At 60.3% G+C, this 25,824-nt stretch carries 19 protein-coding genes, 1 other RNA gene and 2 pseudogenes; 10 read left to right on the forward strand and 12 right to left on the reverse strand.

Going from position 1 to position 25,824, the window contains the following annotated elements; all coding sequences use genetic code 11:
- The first annotated feature begins 52 nt into the window (after positions 1 to 52).
- Positions 53 to 421: a transfer-messenger RNA gene (gene ssrA / locus SBC1_RS12635) on the forward strand.
- Between the two features lie 254 nt (positions 422 to 675).
- Here the strand turns inward: ssrA and SBC1_RS12640 are convergent.
- The 3 genes from SBC1_RS12640 to SBC1_RS12650 all read right to left on the reverse strand — a co-directional run bounded on the left by SBC1_RS12640 (position 676) and on the right by SBC1_RS12650 (position 3,783).
- Positions 676 to 1,752, reverse strand: coding sequence for a glycosyltransferase family 4 protein (locus tag SBC1_RS12640; protein WP_165987839.1), 1,077 nt, complete (start codon positions 1,750 to 1,752; stop codon positions 676 to 678).
- A gap of 498 nt (positions 1,753 to 2,250) precedes the next feature.
- Positions 2,251 to 2,514, reverse strand: coding sequence for a hypothetical protein (locus SBC1_RS12645; RefSeq protein ID WP_165092259.1), 264 nt, complete (start codon positions 2,512 to 2,514; stop codon positions 2,251 to 2,253).
- A gap of 180 nt (positions 2,515 to 2,694) precedes the next feature.
- Complete coding sequence (locus tag SBC1_RS12650; RefSeq protein WP_165987841.1) at positions 2,695 to 3,783, reverse strand: substrate-binding domain-containing protein; 1,089 nt, start codon at positions 3,781 to 3,783, stop codon at positions 2,695 to 2,697.
- 139 nt (positions 3,784 to 3,922) lie between these two features.
- On the opposite strand from SBC1_RS12650, the gene SBC1_RS12655 reads away from it, so the two are divergent.
- Genes SBC1_RS12655 through SBC1_RS12670 form a run of 4 tightly spaced genes read left to right on the forward strand, consistent with a single transcriptional unit; the run spans position 3,923 to position 9,165 of the window.
- Positions 3,923 to 4,414 (forward strand): NAD(P)H-dependent oxidoreductase subunit E, encoded by a 492-nt coding sequence (locus SBC1_RS12655; protein ID WP_165093329.1) that lies wholly within the window; start codon positions 3,923 to 3,925, stop codon positions 4,412 to 4,414.
- Positions 4,411 to 5,967 (forward strand): NADH-quinone oxidoreductase subunit NuoF, encoded by a 1,557-nt coding sequence (locus tag SBC1_RS12660; protein ID WP_165987843.1) that lies wholly within the window; start codon positions 4,411 to 4,413, stop codon positions 5,965 to 5,967. Before SBC1_RS12655 ends, SBC1_RS12660 begins: the two co-directional genes overlap by 4 nt.
- Positions 5,968 to 5,983: 16 nt before the next feature.
- Entirely contained in the window at positions 5,984 to 8,914 is a 2,931-nt protein-coding gene (gene fdhF, locus SBC1_RS12665) for a formate dehydrogenase subunit alpha (RefSeq protein ID WP_165987845.1), read from the forward strand.
- 2 nt (positions 8,915 to 8,916) lie between these two features.
- Positions 8,917 to 9,165: a formate dehydrogenase subunit delta gene (locus tag SBC1_RS12670; RefSeq protein WP_165092263.1), complete on the forward strand. Its 249-nt coding sequence runs from the start codon at positions 8,917 to 8,919 to the stop codon at positions 9,163 to 9,165.
- Positions 9,166 to 9,169: 4 nt separating this feature from the next.
- Here the strand turns inward: SBC1_RS12670 and SBC1_RS12675 are convergent, their stop codons facing one another.
- The 3 genes from SBC1_RS12675 to SBC1_RS12685 form a co-directional block, all read right to left on the reverse strand.
- Positions 9,170 to 10,915 carry an FAD-dependent monooxygenase gene (locus SBC1_RS12675; RefSeq protein ID WP_165092264.1) on the reverse strand — a complete coding sequence of 582 codons (1,746 nt, stop codon included), beginning with the start codon at positions 10,913 to 10,915 and terminating at the stop codon, positions 9,170 to 9,172.
- A gap of 66 nt (positions 10,916 to 10,981) precedes the next feature.
- Positions 10,982 to 12,031, reverse strand: coding sequence for a cation diffusion facilitator family transporter (locus SBC1_RS12680; RefSeq protein ID WP_165987847.1), 1,050 nt, complete (start codon positions 12,029 to 12,031; stop codon positions 10,982 to 10,984).
- The gene (locus SBC1_RS12685; protein ID WP_165987849.1) at positions 12,032 to 12,361 is read right to left on the reverse strand and encodes a helix-turn-helix transcriptional regulator; all 330 of its coding nucleotides are present in this window, start codon (positions 12,359 to 12,361) and stop codon (positions 12,032 to 12,034) included.
- A 127-nt stretch (positions 12,362 to 12,488) separates the two neighbouring features.
- On the opposite strand from SBC1_RS12685, the gene SBC1_RS12690 reads away from it, so the two are divergent.
- Positions 12,489 to 14,357, forward strand: a complete 1,869-nt coding sequence (locus SBC1_RS12690; protein ID WP_165987852.1) for a tetratricopeptide repeat protein — start codon at positions 12,489 to 12,491, stop codon at positions 14,355 to 14,357.
- A 95-nt stretch (positions 14,358 to 14,452) separates the two neighbouring features.
- Here the strand turns inward: SBC1_RS12690 and SBC1_RS12695 are convergent, their stop codons facing one another.
- A complete protein-coding gene (locus SBC1_RS12695) occupies positions 14,453 to 15,751 on the reverse strand; it encodes an MFS transporter (RefSeq protein WP_165987854.1) in 1,299 nt (432 codons plus the stop codon).
- Positions 15,752 to 16,042: 291 nt separating this feature from the next.
- Between SBC1_RS12695 and SBC1_RS12700 the strand changes: the two genes are divergently transcribed.
- The 3 genes and pseudogenes from SBC1_RS12700 (at position 16,043) to SBC1_RS40540 (ending at position 17,847) form a co-directional block, all read left to right on the forward strand.
- Positions 16,043 to 16,585 (forward strand): GNAT family N-acetyltransferase, encoded by a 543-nt coding sequence (locus tag SBC1_RS12700; RefSeq protein WP_165987856.1) that lies wholly within the window; start codon positions 16,043 to 16,045, stop codon positions 16,583 to 16,585.
- 873 nt (positions 16,586 to 17,458) lie between these two features.
- A pseudogene (locus SBC1_RS40535) lies at positions 17,459 to 17,700 on the forward strand (DUF2968 domain-containing protein).
- Positions 17,701 to 17,706: 6 nt separating this feature from the next.
- Positions 17,707 to 17,847, forward strand: coding sequence for a hypothetical protein (locus SBC1_RS40540; protein WP_371826727.1), 141 nt, complete (start codon positions 17,707 to 17,709; stop codon positions 17,845 to 17,847).
- Between the two features lie 146 nt (positions 17,848 to 17,993).
- On the opposite strand, the gene SBC1_RS12710 is transcribed toward SBC1_RS40540, so the two are convergent.
- The 5 genes and pseudogenes from SBC1_RS12710 to SBC1_RS12730 all read right to left on the reverse strand — a co-directional run.
- The gene (locus tag SBC1_RS12710) at positions 17,994 to 19,499 is read right to left on the reverse strand and encodes a gamma-glutamyl-gamma-aminobutyrate hydrolase family protein (protein WP_165987858.1); all 1,506 of its coding nucleotides are present in this window, start codon (positions 19,497 to 19,499) and stop codon (positions 17,994 to 17,996) included.
- Between the two features lie 120 nt (positions 19,500 to 19,619).
- On the reverse strand, positions 19,620 to 21,380 hold the full coding sequence (locus SBC1_RS12715; protein ID WP_165987860.1) for a cation:proton antiporter: 1,761 nt from the start codon (positions 21,378 to 21,380) through the stop codon (positions 19,620 to 19,622).
- Between the two features lie 207 nt (positions 21,381 to 21,587).
- The gene (locus tag SBC1_RS12720; protein WP_165092273.1) at positions 21,588 to 21,926 is read right to left on the reverse strand and encodes a P-II family nitrogen regulator; all 339 of its coding nucleotides are present in this window, start codon (positions 21,924 to 21,926) and stop codon (positions 21,588 to 21,590) included.
- A 163-nt stretch (positions 21,927 to 22,089) separates the two neighbouring features.
- On the reverse strand, positions 22,090 to 24,141 hold the full coding sequence (locus SBC1_RS12725; protein WP_165988836.1) for an NAD(+) synthase: 2,052 nt from the start codon (positions 24,139 to 24,141) through the stop codon (positions 22,090 to 22,092).
- Between the two features lie 196 nt (positions 24,142 to 24,337).
- A pseudogene (locus SBC1_RS12730) lies at positions 24,338 to 25,237 on the reverse strand (GNAT family N-acetyltransferase); the annotation flags it as partial.
- Positions 25,238 to 25,466: 229 nt separating this feature from the next.
- Between SBC1_RS12730 and SBC1_RS12735 the strand changes: the two are divergent.
- Complete coding sequence (locus SBC1_RS12735; RefSeq protein ID WP_165987862.1) at positions 25,467 to 25,736, forward strand: cryptic plasmid protein A; 270 nt, start codon at positions 25,467 to 25,469, stop codon at positions 25,734 to 25,736.
- The last annotated feature ends 88 nt before the right edge of the window (positions 25,737 to 25,824 follow it).

Consider the following 25,824-nt stretch of genomic DNA (forward strand, 5'->3'; position numbering starts at 1 on the left):
GGGCTCTCCGGCGAAAATGCGGACGAAACTGTGAGATAATAATTAATGCTTCGGGGGCGACCTGGTTTCGACAGGGGTTGCGAAGCGGCTAGGGCATACCGAGGACCCGTCACCTCGTAAATCAATGGGAAAAACGTAACTGCAAACGACGAAACGTTCGCACTGGCAGCCTAAGGGCCGCCTGCCTCTCCCTAGTTTACTGACGGACTAGAGTCGCAAGACCGGTAGCAATACCGCGAGAGGTCATATACGTCAGATAAGCCTTGTCGGTGTCACGACGCCAAGGTCGAAAATTTAGTGAATCGCCGAAGCGAAGCGTGTTCGTCCGCGTCGCCAGGTTAAATTAAATGATAGAACTAAGTATGTAGAACTGGTCGTAGAGCGCTACTGGACGCGGGTTCGATTCCCGCCGCCTCCACCAAATAGCCTTCTGGTATCACTAAAGTTTGACCGAAGCCCCCGCGCAGCTTGAGTTGCGCGGGGGTTTTTTGTCTGTTGGCGACGGCTGCTTGTTGCCGTTGACTGGCGCCACGTTTGAATACGGCACCGTCCCGTAGCCGCATACGAGCGCGTCTCACCGCGCCCACAGATCCGGACCACGCCTCCCTAACGCAAAAACGCGCCGCCGAAAATCCGGCGACGCGTTTCACATCTAATCCACTCGATTCAACTGAATCAACTCAGCCCTACTCGCGGATTAAGCACATCGCAGGCAATCGCCAGGTAGCGGTCGGCCGTGCTCTGCAACGTCAAACCATTAAGCGGCCGCGTGGCTCTCGGCTGCGACAAAGCATCGAGCAACGCACGGCCGTAGGCATCGGCGTCGCTGGTATCGAGTAGTTCAACGCCCGGGAACTCATTGGCGAACGCGAACGAGGGAATCTCATTGCCCACGACAGGAATTCCCGACGCCAGCGCCTCCAGGAATCCGATGCTGTGCGCCTCGAAACTCGACGGCATGGCGAACGCGTGCGACCCGCGCAAAATCTCCGCGACATTCGATTGCGGCCCGATCACCTTCACGCGATCGCTCAACCCCAGGTCCTTCACCAGTTTCAGGATGGCCGCGTGATATTCGAGGTTTTCAATCACACCGCACAGGAGCAAACGCGCGTCGGGATCGGCCGCGGCAACGCGCGAAAACGCTTGCACCGTTTGCAACTGATTTTTCTCCGGGATATACCGGCCGATCTGGACGATCTGCCTGAAACCGGTCGATGGCAACGGCTCGCTCACTTGTTCGAAACGCGAAATATCAACGCCGTTCGGCACCACAATCATGGAGGGATGCGAACCCACTTCCTTGACGTAATCGTCGATATTTTTCTGCGACACACCAATCACCGCTTTCGCCCGTCCCGACAGCAAACGTTCGGCAAATAGCAGCGCGTTGTTCGCGAAGTCGTTGGCGCCGGAATGCATGACCCAGACGATCGGCACGCGCGTAGGCAGCGCGCGCACGTACAAGGCCGGAATCGTCGCGTGCGCAAAAATGATGTCGGGTTTGAACCGTCGAATAGCGCGATGCAGGAACAGCAGCCGCCCCACCCTGCCAAGCGAGCGCTGCGGGAAAAAACAGACGACATTGTTCGTGCGCAATTCGGCGCTGATGTGCTGGAAATCGTCGTGCTCAGGCATCAGCGAAGTAATGCAAACGTCGTGACCGCCCCGCTGATGCCCAATGGCCACGCCCTTTGCAAGCACCTCTGCACCAGATAATCGGGGTGCAAGAATGACCTGAAGAATTCTCATTTGTTGTCTTCCCCTCGGCGATCCGAATGTCCCATTGCGGCCATGCCGTCATACGGATAAGTACTTATCCGCATCCCCGCGACCACGCTTCTCTGACGTGGACGTCGGCCGGCTCGCTTGATTTTTTTAATGAAATTATTAAATACGCATGTCATTGAACTCCGCTCAATGCACACACCATTAAGATACCCGAGCGCATCCAGCGCACACCGCCATCAGGTAGCATTAATCGGTCGGTAATGAGGGGTAACAAACGTTAAGCCGGCGAAGACGTTTCGTAGACGCCGGCACGGCGGAAAGTCGGGGGTAAAAGGCAGGGTTAACGCCGTTTGGCAGAATTAAACCGTGAAATTAAGCCGCAGCAAAAAACGGCATTTTTAGCCGGTTATCTCGGACTCCGGCGTTGTGACGGTTTTAAGCTGGCGGCACACAGAAAGCCAGCGGCTTTAATACCAGCCGCCGCATGCGGGCCTAAAATCACTCAGCCGTCCTGCAGGCTTATTGGTCCGGCGGGCACTGCAAGTTACAGCCATTCGGATCGCCCAGGTCGCCGCGCTTGCGCTTTGCCGACACGCCGTTCTGATACTTGTCCGACGGTGCGGAAGCAGCGAACGGCATCTGTGGGTGTTCTTTCAGGCGAAACTGATCCTGCAGGATGCCACCGGGAATACCAGGGGAATTCTGGGCAAAAGCGACGGGCACAAAGGCAACGGCGCTAACAACGAACGCGGTCAACGCGGCAACGCTCAAAAGCAATTTCATGGCAGCAGTAACGGTGAGTAAAACGGTCGTCGGTTAAACGTTTGGTCAGCGGCATTTCCGGCGTGGTGAACCGCGACGCAACGTCGCACGCAACCCCACCAGCCAGCCTCGCCAACCATCAGGTTAGCGTAATTCTAAGCGTAAGGCTCCGGATCGGCCTGACAGACCGCGGCCAAATGGTTACCGCGCGTTTCCGGTCGCTCCGCTGAGCGCCGCCTCGAGTTCCAGCAGTTGCCCGCAAAAAGCCGGGTCATAGCCCTCCAAATGCGCCACGCTGTCACGGAACGCGTCGCTGCGCAGCACCTCCAGCAGGCCGCTGAGTCCGGCGTCGTTGAGTTTGTCGCGGTCGCACGCGAACAAGTAGTCCTCTTCGATAATCGGGATGAAGTCCAGCGCGAACTGCTGTGCGGCCGGCTGTACCCCGAAGCCAAGATCGGCCATGCCGCTCGCGACGAACGCAGCAATGGCCGAATGCGTCAGTTCGGCGGTGGCGTAGCCGTTGATGCTCGCAGGATCGACGCCAATCTGGCGCAGCGCCAGATCCAGCAGCATGCGCGTGCCCGAGCCGGGTTGACGGTTGACGAAGCGGATGTCGTCGCGGGCGAGATCGTGCAAGCCGCGTATGCCTTTGGGATTGCCCTTCGGCAGAAACAAGCCCTGCGTGCGCCGTGTCAGATGAATCAGCCGATGCCGCCCCGCGTCCAGCCAAGGGCGGTAGATCTCGGCGCAACTCGCGCGGAATTCGCCGATAGGCAAGTGGAAACCCGCCAGCTCGCACTCGCCGCGCGCGAGCGCGCTGACGGCTTCAGCACTCTCGCGATACTTGATGTCGGCGGGAATTTGCTTCGCGGCCAGCGCGCCCACCAGCGCCGCGACGGCGTACCCGTGCGAGGCGTGAATCCGTATCTCGCTCACCGTGCGCGACAGCCGTCGGTTCAGTTCGCCGGCCACTTCGCTGGCCAACGCCTGAAGGGGCCCGTCGAGCCGCTCGTTCGACAGACGCTGCGCCCGCAACACGGCTTCGCCGAGCTCCGACAGCACCGACCCGCGTCCACGTGACTTCGTTATCAGCGCGCCGCCCAACCGTGTCTCTATGTCGCGCAAAAGGCCCCACGCGTGCCGATAGGATAAACCCTTAGCCGACGCGGCTTGCGCAATGCTGCCGGTCTGTGAAACGAGCAGCAGAAGCGGCACGGCCGCGCTGAGACTGGCTTCGCGGCCGGCGGCGTCGCGCAGGACGAGCTCCGTACGGCATTCGACATCGATCATATGTAGTCCCAGTTCCTATTGCCTTCGACCCGATAGCCTCGTATCTTGCATATCACGGGCTCGGTGCAGCAAATTATAAGACCGATATATGCATTTATAAAACATATACCGAGCAATGGAGACTCCCCACATGGTCCAGATGCCTCATAACCACCAGAATCAGCCGGCCGGTACGCCCGATGAGCGCGTCGCGCGCCATCTGAAAAAGGGTGCGTCGCTGCTCGCCGTACTGCACGCCATCCAGGACGAAGCCGGCTACATTCCCGCCGATGTCATCGCCCCGCTCGCTCAGGCCATGTCGCTGTCGCGCGCGGAAGTGCACGGCGTGATCACCTATTACCACCATTTCCGCTCCGAACCGCCCGCGCGCGTGACCGTGCAGCTGTGTCGTGCCGAGGCCTGCCGGAGCATGGGCACGGAGGCGCTGGCGGCGCATATTGAAGGGCATACGGGGTGCAAGTTCGATTCCGGTCATCAAACTGATACGGAGCTCGAGACCGTGTATTGCCTCGGGCAATGCGCGCTGTCGCCGGCCATGACCATCAACGGCGAGTTGCATGCCCGCGTCACACCCCAGAAGTTCGAGCGGCTGTATGAAGCGGCGCGCGCAAGCGCGGAGGACCTGGTATGACGCGCATCTACGTCCCTTGCGATTCGTCGGCACTGGCGCTCGGCGCTGACCGTGTCGCGCTCGCAGTTGCGGCTGAAGCTCAGAAACGCGGTATTGAAGTTGAAGTCGTGCGCAACGGTTCGCGCGGCATGCTGTGGCTGGAACCGCTGGTGGAAGTGGAGACGGGGGAAGGCCGCATCGGTTATTCGAATGTCGATGAAGACGATGTCCCCGCCCTCTTCGATGCCGATCTGGCAAATGGCGGCGCGCATGAAAAGCGCGTCGGCGTGGTGGATACGCTACCGTGGCTTGCCAAGCAGCAACGCCTGACGTTCGCGCGCATTGGCATCACGGACCCGCTTTCCACCGATGACTACGTGAAGCACGGTGGCCTCGAAGGTTTGCGTAAGGCGCTTGAAACCGATGGCGACGCCGCCTGCGAAGCGCTGCTCGAATCGGGCCTGCGCGGACGCGGCGGTGCAGCGTTCCCGGCCGGTATCAAATGGCGCACGGTGCGGGCTGCATTGGCGCCGCAAAAGTACATCGTCTGCAACGCCGACGAAGGAGATTCCGGCACGTTCTCGGACCGGCTGGTCATGGAAAGCGATCCGTACATGTTGATCGAAGGGATGATCATCGCGGGGATCGTGACCAAGGCGACGAAGGGTTATATCTATGTGCGCAGCGAATATCCGCACGCTATTGCGACGCTGAACCGCGCTATAGATAAAGCCCGCGATGCAGGCTGGCTTGGCACAAACGTGCTCGGCAGCGACAAGGCATTCGAACTGGAAGTGGCCAAGGGCGCCGGTTCGTATGTCTGCGGTGAAGAAACGGCGTTGCTGGAATCGCTGGAAGGCAAGCGCGGCGTAGTCCGCGCGAAGCCGCCGGTGCCTGCGCTCGTGGGTTTGTTCGGCCAGCCGACGGTCATCAACAACGTGATCACGCTGGCCACCGTACCCATCATCTTCGCCAAGGGCGCGGCGTTTTATCGCGACTTCGGCATGGGTCGTTCGCGCGGCACGCTGCCGTTCCAGATTGCAGGCAATGTGAAGCAAGGCGGCCTCGTGGAACTGGCTTTTGGCGTGACGTTGCGCGAACTAATCTATGAATATGGCGGCGGCACGGCAAGTGGCCGGCCGGCGCGCGCTGCGCAAGTCGGTGGTCCGCTCGGAACGTATCTGCCCGAAAGCCAATGGGATATTCCCATGGACTACGAAGCTTATGCGGCAGTTGGCGCGGTGGTCGGACACGGCGGCATCGTGATTCATGACGATACGTCGAATCTCGCCGACCTCGCCCAGTACGCCATGCACTTTTGCGCTGTCGAATCATGTGGCAAATGCACACCCTGCCGGATCGGGTCGACTCGTGGCGTTGAAGTCATCGCGAAGATCCGTGCCGGCGATACCTCGCCGAAACAAGTGACGCTGCTGCGCGATCTCTGCGACACCATGGTTTCCGGCTCACTCTGCGCAATGGGCGGCATGACGCCGTATCCGGTGCTGTCGGCACTCGACCATTTCCCCGAAGACTTCGGTCTTTCCAAAAAGCCGTCGCAGAAAGCGGCTTAAAAGAAGGAACATAACCATGTCCAACTCATCCTGCGGTTCCGGCAATTGCGCGTGCAAGACGAAACTGCGCGACCCCTTCGACGATACCGACTACGGCACGCCGCTGCGCCATGCGGATATCGACGTGACGCTCGATATCGACGGTACCTCGGTGACGGTGCCGGCGGGAACGTCGGTGATGCGTGCGGCGATCGAAGCCGGCGTCAACGTTCCTAAACTCTGCGCGACGGATTCGCTTGAGCCGTTCGGTTCGTGCCGTCTGTGCCTGGTTGAAATTGAAGGCAAGCGCGGTTATCCGGCGTCGTGCACCACGCCCGTGGAAGCCGGGATGAAAGTGCGAACGCAGACGAACAAGCTGCAATCGCTGCGCAAGAACGTGATGGAGTTGTATATCTCCGATCACCCGCTCGACTGCCTCACCTGCCCCGCCAACGGCGACTGCGAGTTGCAGGACATGGCGGGCGTGGTCGGCTTGCGCGAAGTGCGCTACGGCTACGAAGGCGCGAATCACCTGAAGGACAAGAAGGACGAATCGAATCCGTATTTCACGTACGACGCGTCGAAGTGCATTGTCTGCAATCGTTGCGTACGCGCGTGCGAGGAAACGCAGGGGACGTTCGCGCTGACCATCGCGGGACGTGGTTTCGAATCGCGCGTAGCCGCGAGCGAAAACCAGCCGTTCATGGAATCGGAGTGCGTGTCGTGCGGCGCGTGCGTGGCGGCTTGTCCGACCGCGACGCTGCAGGAAAAGACCGTGATCATGCTCGGCCAGCCCGAGCATTCGGTCGTGACGACGTGCGCGTATTGCGGCGTCGGCTGCTCGTTAAAAGCCGAGATGAAAGGCAGCGAAGTCGTACGCATGGTGCCGAACAAGAACGGCCAGGCAAACGATGGTCACGCGTGCGTAAAAGGCCGCTTTGCATGGGGCTACGCCAGGCACAAGGACCGCATCACCAAGCCGATGATCCGCGCCAAGATTACTGATCCATGGCGAGAGGTGAGCTGGGAAGAAGCGCTCTCGTACGCTGCCAGCGAATTCCGTCGCATCCAGGACAAGCATGGCGTGGATTCGATTGGCGGGATTACATCGTCGAGATGCACGAACGAGGAAACCTACCTCGTGCAGAAACTCGTGCGCGCGGCGTTCGGCAATAACAATGTCGATACCTGTGCCCGTGTTTGTCACTCGCCGACCGGTTATGGCCTGAAGGCTACGCTCGGTGAATCGGCGGGAACGCAGACCTTCGCGTCCGTCGAAAAGGCCGATGTGATTGTTGTAATCGGCGCGAATCCGACCGATGGCCACCCCGTGTTTGCATCGCGGCTCAAGCGCCGGGTGCGTGAAGGCGCGCAGCTGATTGTGGTGGACCCGCGCCGTATCGATATCGTGAATACGCCGCACGTGAAGGCATCGCATCATCTGGCATTGCGGCCGGGCACGAACGTCGCCATGATCAACGCGCTCGCGCACACGATCGTGACCGAAGGACTGGTGAAGGAAGATTTCGTCGCCGAGCGCTGCGAGGCGCGTGCGTTCCAGCAATGGCGCGACTTCATCGCCCTCGAAGAGAACTCGCCCGAAGCAATGGAAGCCATCACCGGCGTGCCCGCGCAATCGGTACGTGAAGCCGCGCGCATCTATGCGAATGCCGGCAACGGTGCGATCTACTACGGCCTGGGCGTGACGGAACATGCGCAAGGCTCGACGATGGTCATGGGTATCGCGAATCTCGCGATGGCAACGGGCAACGTGGGCCGTGAAGGTGTGGGCGTGAATCCGCTGCGTGGCCAGAACAACGTGCAGGGTTCGTGCGACATGGGTTCGTTCCCGCACGAGCTGCCGGGTTATCGCCATATCGGCGACGCGGCAGTGCGCTCATTGTTCGAAGAAGCATGGAACGTGAAGCTGCAATCGGAGCCGGGCCTGCGGATTCCGAACATGTTCGATGCCGCGGTTCATGGCAGCTTCCTTGGCCTTTACTGCCAGGGCGAGGACATTGTTCAATCCGATCCGAATACGCAGCACGTGGCGAAGGCGTTGTCGTCGATGGAATGCATCGTTGTGCAGGACATCTTCCTGAACGAGACGGCCAAGTACGCGCATGTGTTCCTGCCGGGTTCGTCATTCCTCGAAAAGGATGGCACGTTCACGAATGCAGAGCGCCGGATCTCGCGTGTTCGCAAGGTCATGCCGCCACTGCCAGGTCTGGCCGACTGGGAAGTGACGATCAAGCTCGCCCGCGCGCTCGGTTATGAAATGAACTACACGCATCCGTCGCAGATCATGGACGAGATCGCAAGGCTCACACCCACGTTCACCGGCGTGTCGTACAAGCGTCTCGATGAACTCGGCAGCATTCAGTGGCCGTGCAACGAGCAAGCGCCGGACGGCACGCCGACGATGCACATCGACGAATTCGTGCGCGGCAAGGGCCACTTCGTAATTACGAAGTTCATCGCGACGCCGGAGAAGGTGACGCGCAAGTTCCCGCTGCTGCTCACCACGGGCCGCATCCTGTCGCAGTACAACGTGGGCGCCCAGACGCGGCGCACGGAGAATTCGCGCTGGCATGAAGAGGATCGGCTGGAGATTCATCCGCATGACGCCGAAGACCGCGGCATCAAGGCGGACGATTGGGTCGGGATCGAATCGCGTGCCGGGCAGACTGTGCTGCGCGCGAAGATCACCGAGCGGATGCAGCCGGGCGTGGTGTACACGACGTTCCACTTCCCGGAGTCCGGCGCAAACGTGATCACGACCGACTCCTCCGATTGGGCCACGAATTGTCCCGAGTACAAAGTGACGGCGGTGCAGGTCATGCCAGTGGAACAGCCGTCGCAATGGCAAAAGGATTATTCGCGCTTCAATACGCAGCAGTTGGAGTTTCTTGAGTTGCGTGATTCAACGGTGGCGACAGAAGCGACGGTGACGTCGTCGGGGAAATAATCATGGATGTGAACAGCCTGGTCGAGATGGCGAACCAGATCGGTGAATTCTTCGATTCAATGCCGGATCATGCGGAAGCGGTGGATGGCGTAGCCAATCACATTCACAAGTTCTGGGCGCCGCGGATGAGGATCGCGCTGCTCAACGGACTGGATGATCCGGGCATTGCATCGGCGCTTGAACCTATTGTGCTGGAAGCGCTGACGAAACATCGGGCGGCGTTGACGCCGGCGGGGGCGGTGGTCGCTTAACCCCTCACCCCTCCCCTCGCGGCTGCGTCGAACCGAACCATGTTTCGCAATGACGCAGCAACGCCTGTGTATCCGAGGGCGCTCGCCCTCTGGCCGCAATATATCCATCCGGGCGCACGAGATAAAAGCACGGCCGCGTGCGACCGTAGGCGTCGGTCAGAGAGTTCGCGCTATCGCTTTGGTTATCGGTGATACGCCACACGCGCACCGCATTCGGCAACACCTCTTCCACCAATACCGCCAGCTCGTCCAGATCCTTGTCGCGGATAGCGTGCGCGACGGTGAGTGTCGCAGGCGCCATCGCAATGTCATTGTCCGACGACGGGTTCACCAGCAAGAACAACGAGAAACACGCGGGATCGTGGAGATCGAACAGACAGCCCACGCCCGGCGCCCGCCCGAGCGGACCGTCCAATACATGCACCCACGCGTCCGGCGCGCGTTCACCCGCTCGCGGACCACCATCGAGCGAGCGATCCAGCGTGAGCGGACTGCGCCGGTATTGAATCGACAACTCGCTGACCGTGCGCCGCGCGGCATCGCGCAGCGGGCCGATCGCCGATAACGCGGGCATCACGTGATCGCGAATCAGCTTCATCGGCCCATGCTCAGCAGCGGCCATTTGCGTCATGAAACTGGACTGCCGCAGCACTTCTCGTTCGATCGGATGACGCTCGTCGTGGTAGGTATCGAGCAAACGGTCCGGCGCGACCCCGGCCAGCATCCGCGCAATCTTCCAGCCAAGATTAAACGCCTCCTGAATGCCCGTGTTCATGCCCTGCGCGCCGGCCGGACTATGGACATGCGCGGCATCGCCGGCGAGAAAAATGCGGCCCGAACGCAGCCGGTCAGCCATGCGGTTATTCAGATGAAAATATGACGACCACTGAAGATTAGTCGCCGTCACACGATGATGAATACGCGCTTCGATAATCGCCCGGCATTCGTCAAGCGTCGGCGCGGTGTTTTTATCCAGACTGTCCGCCGCTTTACCGGTGGCCATGCCGGCTGCCATGCCGGATACCACCCCGGATGTCACGCGCTTGTCCGCGATCAGGCGCGTGCGGCCACCGCCCATCGGAAACAGGGTCGCGATTCCCTCGCCGGACGCGAAGATATGGAATTCGTCGTCGGGCCATTCGGTATCGGCTTGCAGGTCGGCAAGCAGGAAGGTTTGCTCGAACGTCTTGCCCGCGAACTCGATGTCCAACCCGTGGCGCACCGTGCTATGCGCGCCGTCCGCTCCAATCAGGTAGGACGGGCGAATCGATTCCTCAGCGCCGTTCGAATGCCGCAAAGCCGCCTCCAGCCCCGCCGATCCTTCCCGGAAACGCATCAATTCCACGCCGCGTTCAACGCGCACGCCGAACGACGCAAGATGCTCCGTCATCAGGCGTTCGGTGACGGATTGATCGAGGAACAGCAGATACGGATACCGCGTTTGCAAGGGATCGAAGTCGAGCCGCGCGAGGCGCTGGCCATTCGAATAGAGATTCGCAACCCGCGCCCGATGACCGAGTTCGAGAAACGGCTCAACCAGCCGATGCTGCTCGAAGAGTTCCAGCGTACGTGCCTGGATGCCGATGGCGCGTGACCACGGCGACGGCTCGCGGGCTTTGTCGATGAGACGCACCGGAATACCGGCGCGCGACAAGCTCATGGCCGCGGCGAGGCCCGTCGGACCGGCACCGGCGATCAGAACCGGCGGCACGTCGAGGACTTTGTGTCGATTCGGCTTCTGCGCGAGCATGCGCTTCTCCCTCAAACTTCACAGTCCCAAGTGTACGCCGGTCGCCTCGCGCGAACGACCGCTCACTCAGTGTGCGTGAGCCTGAGGCTGCGCCGGCGAACGTTCGTGCAGCGCGCAGTGATGTTCCGTCGTGCCCCTTTCTACCTGCAGCGTGGCGTGGTTCATTGCGTGGTCACGGCGCAAGGCCGCCACAATGCCGTCCACGAATACATCGCCGGGATGCCCGTCCGGCATCACGAGGTGCGCGGTCATTGCGTTTTCCGTGGTGGACAGCGCCCAGACGTGGAGATCGTGGACGTCGGTGACGCCCGGCACACCCGCCAGATACCGTTCAATACCCGGCTTGTCCACGCCCGGCGGGACGGCGCCCATGGCAAGGCGCATGGCGTCGCGGCCAAGGCCCCACGTGCCGACCACAATGACCCCGACCACGATAATGCTCATCACCGGATCGATCCAGCTCGCGCCGGTGAACAGGATCACGAGGCCGCTGATGGCAACCGCCGCGGAGATCCCGGCGTCGGCAGCCATATGCAGGAAAGCACCCCGCACGTTCAGGTCCTCCTTGCTGCCGCGCATGAAGAGCCATGCTGAGAAACCGTTCACGACCATGCCAAGCGTTGCAACAATAAACACGTCGAGGCCCGCGACCGGCGCTGGATTGAGCAGGCGCTGAACGGCTTCAAGCACGATCGCGCCGCACGCGAAGAGCAGCAGCGCGGCGTTGGCGAGCGAAGCAAGTATCGACGAACTGCCCAGCCCGAACGTGTAGCGCTCGGACGGTTTGCGCGTGCCGAGCCAAACGGCGCCCCAGGCGAGCAGCAGGCCGAGGACATCGGAGAGATTGTGGCCCGCGTCGGCAAGCAGCGCGGTGGAATGGGCGAGAAAACCGTACACCGCTTGCACCACCACGATCAGCATGTTCAGCCCGACTGCGATCGCAAATGTGCGGCCCTGCCCCGCTTGCGGCGCGTGATGGTGATGGTGGCCACCGGCACCGTGGTTATGCGCGTGACCCGGCTCATGCTTGTGGCCGTGATCGTGGCCGTGCTCATGGTCGTGGTCATGTCCATGAGCATCGCCGTGCTCGTGCTGATGTTTCGATTCAGGTTCCATTTATTCGTTATCCGGTCGGAAGTCGGCCTGCGGCTCGGCAACGTGCTCGAGCAATTCGGCCAACATGCCACTGATGTGGTTATCGGCGGCGAGATAGAAAACCTGCTTGCCTTCACGCTCGGCGCGTACGATCCGCGCCGCCCGCAGCAAACGCAGGTGATGGCTGACGAGCGAAGCCGACAATCCCAGCGATTCCGCGATTGCTCCCACCGCGCAGCGCCGCTCGACGCACGTCAGCACGATTCGCAAGCGCGTGGGATCGCCCAACAGGCGAAACAGGTCAGCGAGCGGAACAACACGCTCATCGGTTGCTACAAAGGGAGAAGACAAAATAAATCAGCCAACAATTGAACAGGTGTTCATATGTTACAGAAATGAATCCGGGTACGTCAACGCAAAATTCGGGATCGGCGGCGAACGTGTGTAAAAATGAGGCGTTTGCATTCGATTTTCCTCAATGGATACAGTTTTTGCGCGTGGCTTCGCGGCGCATCGCGATGGCCGCCTCACCGAAGCGGAACGCGACTATCAGGCCGCGCTTGCCGCAGAACCCTCCCACGTCGACGCACTTCATCTGCTCGGCGTGCTGCGCCATCAACAGGGCCAGCACGCGGAAGCAGCCGAACTGGTGCGTCGCGCGGTGGACCTGCGTCCCGCCGACGCCGGTCTGCAGCTCAATCTTGGCAACGCGCTGAAGGCGCTGGGCCGGATTGACGACGCTATCGAGCGGTTTCGCAACGCGCTGCACCTGCAACCCGGTTTTTCGCTTGCGCAGTACAACCTCGGCAATGCGTACGCGGCGGCGGGCCGTCACGAAGACGCCGCCGATGCCTTCGAAAAAGCGCTGCGCCTGCAACCGCTGGACGCCGCGACCTGGAACAACTTCGGCAATGCGCTGCTCGGCATGCGTCGTTACGAAGAAGGCGCGAAGGCATTTCGCCGCGCGCTGCAGATCCGTCCCGGCCACGCGGGCGCGCACAACAATCTCGGCATGGCGCTCAATTCGCTTGGAGATACTCACGGTGCGATCGAGCAATTTCGCGCCGCCATTGCGGCCGAGCCGAACTATGTCGCGGCGCATTTCAACCTGGGCAATCTCCTCGATGCCGCCGGCCACCCACACGAAGCCGTGCCAGTGCTTCAGAAAGTACTGCGTATGCAGCCGCAATTCGCGCCGGCGCACTTCGGCCTGGGCCACGCGCTCTCGGCTATCGGCTCGTACGAGGCGGCGTTGCCGCAATTCGAGCGTGCGGTCGGACTCGATCCGAAGTACGGCGTTGCGTGGCTTGGCCTCGGCAACGCCCATCTGGCGCTCGGTGCGCACAAACCGGCATTGCGCGCATTCGATCAAGCGTTGCGGCTCGATCCCGGCCTCGTCGCCGCGAATCTGAACCGGGCGCTGACGTTGCTGGCATTGGGCGATTACACGCGCGGCCTGGTCGCCTACGAATGGCGTCTGCGCACGCCGGGCAGCATTACGCTGCCCTCGACGCCGAGGTGGAACGGCGAGCCGCTGCCGCGCCAGACGCTGCAGATTCGCGCGGAACAGGGTTTCGGCGATACCTTGCAGTTCGTCCGTTTCGTCCCCTTCGCGGCGAAGCTCGTCGGGCAGATCGTGCTTGAAGTGCAGCCGGAACTGGTCGCGTTGCTGGAGCCGGCGGCGCACGCGGCCGGCGTTTCGCTGAAAAGCACGGCCGATGGTTTGGCCAACGCCACCACGCTCGCCGATGCAGACGCTTTCTTGCCGTTGTTGAGCTTGCCCCTGGCGCTGGGTGTATCGAACCCCGACACGGTGCCCGCGCGCACGCCGTATCTCGTGGTGCCAGCGGCGTACAGGAAGAAGTGGCGTGGCTCGCTCGGCGGTCAGTCGAAACGCAAGCTGGGCATTGCATGGTCCGGGCGCATTCAGGCGGGCGAGACTCGCTCGGCGCCGCTTGGCATGCTCGAACCGTTGTTCAGGCTGGAAGGCATCGACTGGATCGTGTTGCAGCCTACGTTGACCGACGAAGAGCGCTCGTGGCTGGACACTCATCCGCGCGCCCGCTTCATCCAGCGACTGGAAGGCAAGCTCGAAGATTTCGCGGATACCGCCGCGATCGTGGATCGGCTGGACGGCGTGGTATCCGTCGATACCGCCGTCGCTCACCTGACCGGCGCGTTAGGAAAACCGCTATGGCTGATGCTGCCGTTCGCGGCCGACTGGCGCTGGGGTATCGATACCGCCTCGACCCCGTGGTACCCGAAAGCACGCTTGTTCCGGCAGCCGAAACCCGGCGCATGGGACGATGTGGTGGGACGGGTGGCGAGCGAGATAAGCGCTTCGTAGTACGGGTTCAGAAGCGCGGGTTCAGAAGCGTTGAATGCACAACAAAAATCCCTCGCCATTGGCGAGGGGATTTTTGGTTTCAAAGCCGGCAAATATCACGCCGTCTTGTATTGACTCCGCGCTTCCGACGATCGATACAACACCAGCGTCGCGATCAATCCGCAGACCGCGGCAACGGCCATCCACGCGCCCGGCGCCGCCTTGTTACCCGTTGCGTGAATCAGGTACGTGGAGATAGCAGGCGTGAAGCCGCCAATCGTCGTCGCCAAGCTATACGCTAGCGAAAACCCTGTGGTGCGGACTTCGACCGGCATGACTTCGGTGAGCGCCACGACCATCGCGCCGTTGTAGCTGCCGTACAGGAACGAAAGCCACATCTCCACGCCGAGCAAGCGCAGGAACGATGGATCGGCGACCAGCCACTGCACGGCCGGATACGACGTGAGAATGGTCAAAATCGTGAAGAACAGCAGCACCGGACGACGGCCGACGCGGTCGGAAATAGCACCGGAAAGCGGCAGCCACACAAGATTCGACAAGCCGATGAACACCGTCACCACCAGTGCATCAATGGAGGAAAGCTTGAGCACTTCCTTGCCGAAGGTCGGCGTGTAGGCGGTGATCATGTAGAACGATACGGTGGTCATGATGACCATGCCCATGCCTGCAAGCACGATGCCCCAGTTCGCGAGCATCGACTTCATGATCTCGCCCATCTTCGGACGGTGTTTGCGTGCAAGGAACTCTTCAGTTTCCTGCAACGAACGGCGAATGATGAACAGGAACGGCACGATCAGGCAGCCGATGATGAACGGCACGCGCCATCCCCACGACGTCATCTGGTCGGGCGGCAGGATGCGGCTCATGCCTACACCGATCAGCGCGGCGAACACAACGGCTACCTGCTGGCTACCGGATTGCCACGAGCAATAGAAGCCCTTGTTGCCCTTGGTCGCGATCTCGGAGAGATACACCGACACACCACCCAGTTCTACGCCAGCGGAGAAACCTTGCAGCAGACGTCCGAGTAACACGATGATCGGAGCCACCACGCCGATAGTCGCGTACCCCGGAATCACCGCAACCAGCAAGGTGCCGACAGCCATCAAACCCAGCGTAAGGATCAGGCCCTTGCGTCTTCCGTGATGATCGATATACGCACCGAGCACGATGGCGCCAATCGGCCTCATCAGGAAGCCGGCCCCGAATACAGACAACGCGAGCATCAGCGACGCAAATTCGTTACCGCTCGGGAAGTAGGTCTTGGCAATGGCCGAGGCGTAATAGCCGTAGACCATGAAGTCGTACATTTCGAGAAAATTGCCGCTGACAACGCGGAACACCGACTTCACCTTCGACTCGTTCGCGGGCGTTGCATGTGACGGGCTGGACATGGCTATCTCTAAAGACAGTGGCCGGATCCCGCTGCTGATGCGCCGTGAATCGACCGGGTGTTGACGACAACCCGGTAGCGTTGCACCGGATGCCTGTGTAAGCTTCGCCCTGCTTAAAACGGCGAAAAATGCTCAAAACAATGCGAAAGCGCGATCAATAAACGCGAATCAGGGTTAACCATAGCAACACTAAAACCATGCACGTCACCAATGTTACAGCGGGAAAGTGAAATTCGCCTACCCGGAACATCGCGCATGTGCAGGGGAAATAACATTAAAACTTCCTTACCTATGTCCATCTATCAGGCTGCATTTTCTGATCCGTCATGGCCCGTCGTGCTGCGGCCAGCCACGTCTGCCGATGCGCAAATCATCGCCGGCATGCACGCGCAAAGTTGGGCGTCGGCGTATCGGGGGATCTTGCCCGACGACTTCCTCGATCGCGAGATGCCGGCCGAACGAGAAACGCACTGGCATGCACGATTCGAAGAACTGGCTGCAGGTGCGGGCGAGGTATTGATCGCTATTCAAGATGATCGGCCAATTGGTTTCGTTTGCCTGGTTGCACCCGATGAAAACGGCAGCGTACTCGTGGACAATCTGCATGCGCTACCGGAAGCCAAAGGCAGCGGGTTGGGCACTGCAATGCTGAGCGTCGCCGCGCAATGGGCGCGCGATCGTGGCGCGACCAGCATGCATTTATTTGTACTTGAGCCGAATGTTGCAGCGATTGGTTTCTATGAGTCTCGCGGATGGCGACTGGCTGGCCGCGAAGCCGACACAATGGGCGGCATTGATATTATCGCCCTGCGTTATGTCCTGCCTATCGGCTGATACCCCGGCGATTCTTTTGCCTTCGCGGATGGGTCGTTGTAGTCACGTTCGACGCCTGTATGCCCGCTTGAAAGCACGTGTACGGATAGTCATGCGTCGTGCGCTGAAACGTCCGTTGCGTCCGTGTCGAATCAGTGAATTTTTTCACTCCAAACGCCCAATAATCGCAGAACTAAGAAGGTCCTGCGCGACGCGCGCAAGCTGGCGCCGGGGATTATCGTCAGCTGTTCTGCGGCCGGTCCGGGCAAGGTGACCTATTCAACACCTTTGCGGCAACAACCGGGCGACGTCCACACGGCTGCCCCTCTTGTTCGTTCGTTGAGCAGTCCTGACGCCCGCTTTCGGGAATAAGAAAAAGATGAATGCTCCTATGGTCTTTGTAGAGGGGGCGATCTACGTCTGACGACGCTGTTACCGCTTGCCGGATGCGGTCGTTTTGAGCGCTACCCCAATCATCAAACCCGCTTCCGATTCTGAGACGGTTCATGCATCCGCTGCGTCGAGCGCAACGGTGGTGGTTACGTCGGCTTTGCCTTCGGCTGACGCTTCTGCGGCAGCGAAGACTACGGCTTCGGCAACAGTGAGCCGCCGGTGAGCAAGGCCCCGAGTGTGAGCATGATGGCTCGCGAAGGACACACTGCCACACGCAATTCTGTCTCGGTACGCGCAACCAAAGCGCGGACGGTCGTGCATCCTCTGGAACGCCATGGTTCGAAAGCCAAGGCGAAAGACCCGCGCGACGGTCATCGGTACGAGGCGATATATCGGCGGCATGGGCATGAGTATGAGTATGGAGCGCCAGTTTATCGCAGCACTGGGAATGAGGCGCCGCTCGCATCCCCGGGGCGCCGGCGTTGTTTTTCTATCCAATAGATGGTGTATTACGTCGCTCTGTTCCAGGACAAAAATTTCTGGCGCGTCGTGAAATCACAGGACGATGCTCGTGTTGAAACGGTGTACGCGCAATTCGCCCGCAAGAGCATGCGCTTGCCGAGGGCGAGATCAAACGCACGCAGTTGCAGGCGCAGAAGGCATTGCTCGAACGTGTCATTGCGGTCTCGAACGACGAGGCGCAGCGCCTGACCGCCGATCTTTCCATTGCACGGGCGCAGTAAAGCGAAGTGTCGCAACGTCAACAACAGATGCAGGTGGAATCGGCGGCGTTGCTGAACGAGAAATCCGTCGCCGAGCGCAAGTTGCTCATCTTGCAGCGGCAGGTTCAGCAACTTCAGGATCAGAGCGAGGCAGGACTCGTTCAGTAACGCTCAAGCTCGATCTGGCGTTTGATCCGGGCAACCACGTAGCACCAAGAAGGCCGTTCCAACTTTCGTCTTGGAACGGCCTTTTGTCATCCATCTACTGGAGCTCACTATTGGGCCTCAATACTCGCTGTTCAAACCACGTACGCTTAAAAACGCGTTTCGCGTGCCACGCGCAGGAAGGTATCGAGCAAGGGCGTGCAATCGAGCAACTCGTCACCGCCCGCGCGATGAAACTCCGGATGCCATTGCACGCCCATCACGAACGGTGCACGCCGATAACGCACCGCTTCAATAATGCCGTCGTGCGCCGACACAGCCTCGATGTTCAGGTCACGGCCAATCGTCCTCACCGCCTGATGGTGGATCGAGTTGACGAGCGCTTCGCGGTGGCCCGGAAACATGTTGACGAGCGTGGAGCCATCGGGGAAACGAATCGGGTGGCGATGCTGATCGTATTGCTCGTTCACATGCACGCCGGCCGTGGGGACATCGGTTGCAATGTCCTGGTAGAGCGTCCCGCCGAACGCCACGTTGATCAGTTGGCAACCGCGGCACACGCCAAGCACGGGCTTGCCCGCCTCGATGAACTCATGCAGCAACTCCAGTTCATACATGTCCCGCACGCGGTCGCCGGGCCATTCGTGACGCGTGGCTGCTTCCGTATAGGATTGCGGCGATACGTCAGCGCCACCTTGCAGCAGCAGGCCATCTAGCTGTTTCGCGTAGTCGCGCAGGCGGATGTTGCTCGGATGCAGCATGCCCTGATGGCCGACCGTCGGAATCATGAAGACGAGCACGTCGCGCGACATGACCCAATGCGCAATCGATTCTTCCAGATACTGCAGCGTCTTACCGCGCAGTCCTTTGGCTCCCGGTTCAGGATGAAAAATCCGCGCCGACACGCCAATTCTCAATGTCCGCTGCGTGATCCGCTGACCCGCACGGTCAAAGATCTGACGCGCACGCGCCTTGATCACACGGCCAAACACCGACCACGCGGAATCGCTGTGGCGCAGATACGCCGGGGGCGCCTTCATGTCCGGTGCATCGGGTGGAATGGGCGGCGGACGGAATGTGCCGAAGTCCGGCGCGGCCGCAAATTCCGGCGGCAAGCTGGAAACCGGCTTTGACGTTACGCTTTCCGTGACGCTTTCTGTTGCGTTCAGCGCTTCGGCTGCGGCGGCTTGCGCTTCGGTGGCATTTTCAAGCTCCGCTGCAAGATTGGCCTCGGCTTGCGTCGCGGTCTCGAGCTGCGCTGCGAGGCTCGCCCTGGCATCGAGCGTTTTGTTCGCAGCAGATGCGGGCGTGGCCGTTCCCTGTGTGGTCGGCGTCGTCTTCACCGCCGATGCGCGGGCCTCGGCTGCATCGGCGCGTTGCGCTTTGGCGGTATCGACGGGTTCTACCGTCGACGCGCTACCTGGCGCATCCGTCGATGCCCGTTCAGCCGCCGTATCCTTCGGACCAGGCTGCGCGGCGGCAGCGGGAATATCAGAGCTCTTCGGGGATGACACGGGAGGGACGGCCGGCGCAGCACTACCCGGGATGGAACCCGAAGAATCGGCTGTGGGAGAACCCGTGCCGGGCGCGCCCTGCGTACTTGGCGTTAACGACTCGTTTGACTCATTTGACTCGTTTGACTTGTTTTCGCTCATTCCGTTTATAGGCGCGGGGCGCTGTGAGAATGGTCAGAGTTTAATTATCCGCCTCTGGTCCGGGGGCGGCAAACCATCAAACAATTGCTCACATTATCGGGGAAAACAAAGATTTCATGCTCAAGGATGATCTCTCGGCTCTTCGAATGTTTCTCGCAACGCAATCTGCATGGTTGCGTGGATTTTGACGCACCAGCGCCACAATACCGTGAGCAACAACGCCGCGCAGACGAGCACCGCAATCATCAAGCCGAACGGCGGCAGGATGCCGCCCGAGAGCACCGTCACCAGCAGGAAAACACCGAACATTGCGAGAATCGGGATCAGGCCGGAAATGGCCGATCGCAATGCCCGCGTGAAACGTCCGGCTTTCGCGGGCTGCACGCTCACTTCGGCGAGCATCAGTGCGAGCGAACCCAGTTTGCGATACACCGCAACCAGGAACGGCAGGGACACCAGCAACGCTACGCTCCAGAGCGCGACACGCTGGGCGTTATTGGTGGGCAACCAGCGTGACAGATATTCAGTGGCAAACGGCGCCGCGTAAGACGCTGCGAGGAAAATGGCCGCCACCAGCGCGAGATTCACCGCAATCTGCACCACGATCCGCCGCGTCATGCTGAACAGCGTCGGACCGTCGGTGTCCGGCGAAAGGCTCGCGAGCCATTGCGAATACAGGCCGAACGTGTTCGCAACGGGCACGGGCATTGAGCGGGCAATGCGACGCGTGATCGGATCGGCAGCCTTGATCAGGTACGGCGTGAACAGCGTGGTCAACGCGGAAACCGCGACGGCGATCGGGTACAGGAAGCTGCTTGTCACTTTCAGCGACAAACCCAGCGACGCGATAATGAATGAGAACTCGCCAATCTGCGCAACGCTCATGCCCACACGCATCGACGTGCGCCCGTCCCTGCCCGCGAGGAAGGTGCCGAGCCCGCACGACACGATCTTGCCAAACACGACCGCGACCGTGATGACCGCAATCGGCCACCAGTAATCCACGAGCACCGCGGGGTTCAACATCAGGCCGATGGTCACGAAGAAGATGGCGGAGAACATGTCGCGAACCGGCGCGATCAGGTGTTCAATGCGCTGCAGGTTGCGCGATTCGGCCATGATCGCGCCGATCAGGAACGCGCCGAGCGCAATGCTGTAATCGAGCTTCACGACCAGCAGGCAGAAGCCGAAACAAAATCCGAGCACAGTGACGAGCAGCATTTCATCGCTCTTCGCCTTTGCCACATAGTCGAGCGCGCGCGGCACGATCAGGATGCCGATCACCATCGATACGGTCATGAACAGCAGTAACTTGCCCAGCGTGACAAACGCCATGCCTGCCGAGACGGAACCCGTCTGCGCAATGCCCGAGAGCAGCACTAGCATGGCGATGGCCAGAATGTCCTCGACAATCAAAATGCCAAAGATCAGTTGCGCGAACGGCTCGCCCTTCATGCCGAGTTCGGAGAGCGCCTTGACGATAATCGTTGTGGACGAAATGGCGAGCATGGCGCCGAGGAACAGCGAATCCATTGCGTTCCAGCCGAACCACTGCCCGATTTCGTAGCCGATCCAGATCATCAGCACGATTTCGGAGGCCGCAGCCACGAAGGCCGTCGCGCCGACTTTGAACAGTTTCCTCAGGCTGAATTCGAGCCCGAGCGAAAACATCAGGAATACCACGCCGAGTTCGCCGAGCGTCTGGATGGTGGCTTCGTCGTGGATAAGCTGGAACGGCGGTGTGTAAGGCCCGATAATCACGCCCGCCACGATGTACCCCAACACGACCGGCTGCTTCAGACGGTGAAACAACACCGTGACGACGCCCGCAGTCGCCATGATTACCGCTAGATCTTGAATGAAGCCAATCGCGTGATGCATCCACGAATCCTTACAAAAAGCACACAGGGATGCCGATAATACCGCAATGGTTTTTTACATTGATGACGGAAATGGTCAGACGAGGGGCAAAGCGAGAAACGCCATCAGACAGGGCCGATGGCGGTATGACATGCGGTCGTCAGGTATCCGCGACCAGATACACATTCCGGCCTGATACGGGATCAGGCCGATTGCGGGCAAACGGGCTCAGACCGCCGCTTCGTCTTCTTCGCCCGTGCGAATGCGAATAACACGTTCGACGTCGGTCACGAAGATCTTGCCGTCGCCGATCTTGCCGGTACGGGCCGCACCGATGATTGCGTCAATAACCTGATCCGTTTGTGAGTCAGCCACAACCACTTCGATCTTCACCTTCGGCAGGAAGTCGACCACGTATTCCGCCCCGCGATACAGTTCCGTGTGGCCCTTCTGCCGCCCGAAGCCCTTGACCTCGGTGACGGTCAGACCGGTGAGCCCGGCGCTGGCGAGCGCTTCACGGACTTCGTCAAGCTTGAACGGTTTGATGACTGCGGTGATGCGTTTCATGGCGCGCCTCTTGGAAAATTGTGTGGATAAGCGAGAAAACGGATTTGGGAATCGATGTATTGATTCTAGCTGCGTTTTCACAGTTAACCGCAGAGATCTCGCGCCATAGCACCGAGATCATGCCGTTATCGGCGCATTTACGCGCAGATATGGTGCAAACACCTCAATCCACCGGAATATTCCTCAAATCGTTCATCCAGACGATCGATTCTGAATCGCTCGGCGCGCGCCAGTCACCACGGGGCGACAATGAACCGCCCGACCCCACTTTCGGCGCATTCGGCACGCAAGACCGCTTGAACTGGCTGGTCCGGAAAAACCGATCGAGGAAAATGCCCAGGTGGTGTTTGATGGCCGGCAACGCGTACTCGTTTCGCGCGACATGCGCGCCTTCGGGCCAGTCGCCAACGTCGCGGTCCTTCCATGCGGTGTATGCGAGGAACGCCACTTTCGTTGGCGCAAAACCGAAGCGCAACGTGTAATACAGGTTGAAATCCTGCAACTCGTACGGTCCGATGACGCTCTCCGTCTTTTGCTCCGGATTGCCGTTTGATTTACCGGGGACGAGTTCCGGGCTGATGTCGGTATTCAGGATGTTGACCAGGACATCCGAACCCGAGTTGCCAATTTGCCCGGTCTCCGCGACCCACCGGACCAGATGCGTGATCAGTGTCTTCGGGACGCTGGCGTTGACGTTGTAGTGCGACATGTGATCGCCCACGCCGTACGTGCACCAGCCAAGCGCCAGCTCGCTGAGGTCGCCCGTGCCGACCACGATTGCGCCCTTGAAGTTCGCGAGCCGGAACAGATGATTCGTGCGCTCGCCTGCCTGCACGTTCTCGAACGTGATGTCATATTCCTCTTTGCCCGACGCGTACGGGTGGCCGAGATCCTTCAGCATCTGCTCGCAACTTGGCCGGATGTCGATCTCGCTCGCCGAACAACCTACGATCTCCATCAGTTGACGCGCTTGCAGGAGCGTCCGGTCGCTGGTGGCGAATCCAGGCATGGTCACACCGAGAATATTCGTGCGCGGCAGCTTCAGCCGGTCCATGGCCTTGGCGCAGACAAGCAGCGCGTGGGTTGAATCCAGACCGCCCGAGATGCCGATCACGACCTTCGATATGCCGCTCGCCGAGAGCCGTTGCACCAGCGCCTGCACCTGGATGTTGTAGACCTCGTTGCAGCGTTCGTCGCGGCGCTTCGGGTCGGATGGAACGTAGGGGAAACGCTCCACGACGCGCTCCAGCGGCAATGCTCGGTTGAGCGGCAGATCGAGATTGAAGCGGACCGTTTCGAACTTCGATACTTCGTCGGCATGGCGACGCACTGACTGGCCGAACGTGGTCTGGTGCATGCGTTCACGCGAGAGCCGCTCGAGATCGACATCGGCGAAAACAAGATGCGAGGTGTCCAGGAAACGCTCGGATTCCGCGAGCAGTTCGCCGTTTTCGTAGATCACCGCCTGCCCGTCCCAGGCCAGGTCGGTGGTGGATTCCCCCCTTCCCGCCGATGTGTACAAATACGCTGAAAGGCACCGGGCGGACTGCTGGCCGACCAGTTGATGCCGGTAACTCGACTTGCCGACCACCACGTTCGATGCCGACAGGTTCACCAGCACCGTCGCGCCCGCGAGCGCCGCGAATGACGAAGGCGGCACCGGCACCCAGACGTCCTCGCAGATTTCCACGTGAAAGCGGAACAGCGGCATGTTGGCGATTTCAAACAGCAGCGCCGATCCGAACGGCACTTCGGTACCGAGCAACGTGACGCGATCCGTCGACGCGTTCTCAGCCGCGCTGAACTGGCGTGCTTCGTAAAACTCGCCGTAGTTCGGCAGATAACTCTTCGGCACGACGCCCTGAATCTGCCCTCCCGCGACGACCACGGCGCAGTTGAAGAGCGTATGGTCGACGCGCAGCGGCATGCCCACGATCATTGCAATAGCGAGGTTTTTCGATGCCGCCACGACGGATGCGAGCGCCTCTTCGCAGGCGTCGAGCAAGGCGCGCTGGTGGAACAGGTCGTCGCAGGTATATGCCGGTAGCCCGAGCTCCGGGAACGCGACCAGCACCGCGCCGTTCGCCGCCGCCTGCTTCGCCAGCTCGATGGTTTCGGCCGCGTTGAACGCGGGATCGGCTACACGGCAACGGGGCACGCCTACCGCGACGCGAGCGAAATCGTGGCTGTAGAGATTGAAGAATCGGTTTTTCATCTTGAGCTTGTCCATACGATGCCCCGCATTCGGGGATCCTGTTCCGGCGCATAACGGGTTAAGGGCGGGTTGCGAGTTACCGCTGTGAAAGCGAAAGCATTTCGACATGATGATAAGTCGAGTTGCAGTTTTCGGGCGCCTATTGGATCAAGCGTTAGCCATCCGGTCAGGTTTCGAGCGCGTCAGACGCCCGGCCCTATGCCTTCTTCCTGAAGGGCGTATGCGCTTCCAGCTCCTGGATATGCTGGTCCATCGCCGCCGTTTCTTCATCGAGAAACTCACTGATCGCGTGTGCGAATCGCGGGTCCGCGACCCAATGTGCGGACCACGTGGGCGTGGGCAACATGCCGCGTGACATCTTGTGCACGCCCTGTGCGCCGCCTTCGAAGCGGGCAAGCCGGTTCTCGATGCAATATTGGATTCCCTGCATGTAGCAGGTTTCAAAGTGCAATCCGGAGATGAATTCTTTCGTGCCCCAGTAGCGACCGAACATCACGTCGCCACCAATCATGTTCAGCGCGCACGCGAGCCGCTGGCCATCCGCTTCGGCAATCACGAGCAAGATGCTGTCGGGCGCGGCCGCGTGGATCTGGTCGAAGAATTCGCGCGATAAATACGGCGGATTCCAGTGCTCGCGGTAGGTATTTTCATAACAGGCGTAGAAAAAATCGAGCGCTGCCTCGTCTATCTCCGCACCGCGCAGCCACGTGTAGCTGACGCCGGCGTCGGCCACACGTCGACGATCCTGCTTCACCTTCTTGCGCTTGTCGTGGCTCATGGTGGCAAGGAATGTGTCGAAGCTGTCGTAGCCACCCGGGGCATTTTCCCAGTGAAACTGAACGCCTTCTCGCAGCATGTATCCGGCTTCGGTCAGGGCTTCGAGATCCTGCTCTTGTGGAAACAGCACGTGTAGCGATGAAAGCTCCAACTGCTTCGTCAACTCGATCGCGCCGCGCGCCAGCATCACGCGCTCTTCATGCGTGCCGGCGATCAGGCGCGGTCCGGTCACCGGCGAAAACGGCACCGCCGATAGCCCCTTCGGATAGTACTTAAGCCCATTTCGCTCGAAGGCGTCGGCCCAGGCGTGGTCGAAGACTTATGTCGTCAACCCTTTTGCGAAGCAAAACTGTATGAATAGGGTTTACATGTATTCACTCTTCTGAATTCCGAGGGTCGAGCACGACCCGAGGAGCATGAGGGCAAGCATGCCCGAATGCGGGAGGGGGTCCGGGGGAGGGAAATCCACGTCCACACAGAACCCGCTGGCGCCGCATCAGAGTGCATCCTATAACCGATTGATACTGACCAATCGAGCGAAGCCTACCATGCTGCAAAAAGACGTGCTGGGCCTGGACATAATCGTCGAGTCGGAACGAGACCAAAGAACACTCGATTATCTTATTTCCACTTGTGGCTTCGCGCGAGTGCGCGGGGCGCGGGAGAAACTTCCGGGCGAAACACGTCCCTACGTATCTAATCTCGCTAAATTTCTTGGCGTCACCATCCCTATCGAAGTATTGGCAACACCGCAAAGCGAGGCCCGCCAGCACATCACCGAGTTGAAGGAGCGCCTCGCTAAAAGAAAATGGGACTGAGCCCAGTGGGACTGAGCCCACAAATAGTCGTCGGGCAATTCAAAGCTTTCGCGCTGCGGCCGCCTACTTGCCACCCGCACGCAGAGCG

Origin of the sequence: Caballeronia sp. SBC1 (genome assembly GCF_011493005.1) — a bacterium.
Classification (GTDB): Bacteria; Pseudomonadota; Gammaproteobacteria; order Burkholderiales; family Burkholderiaceae; genus Caballeronia.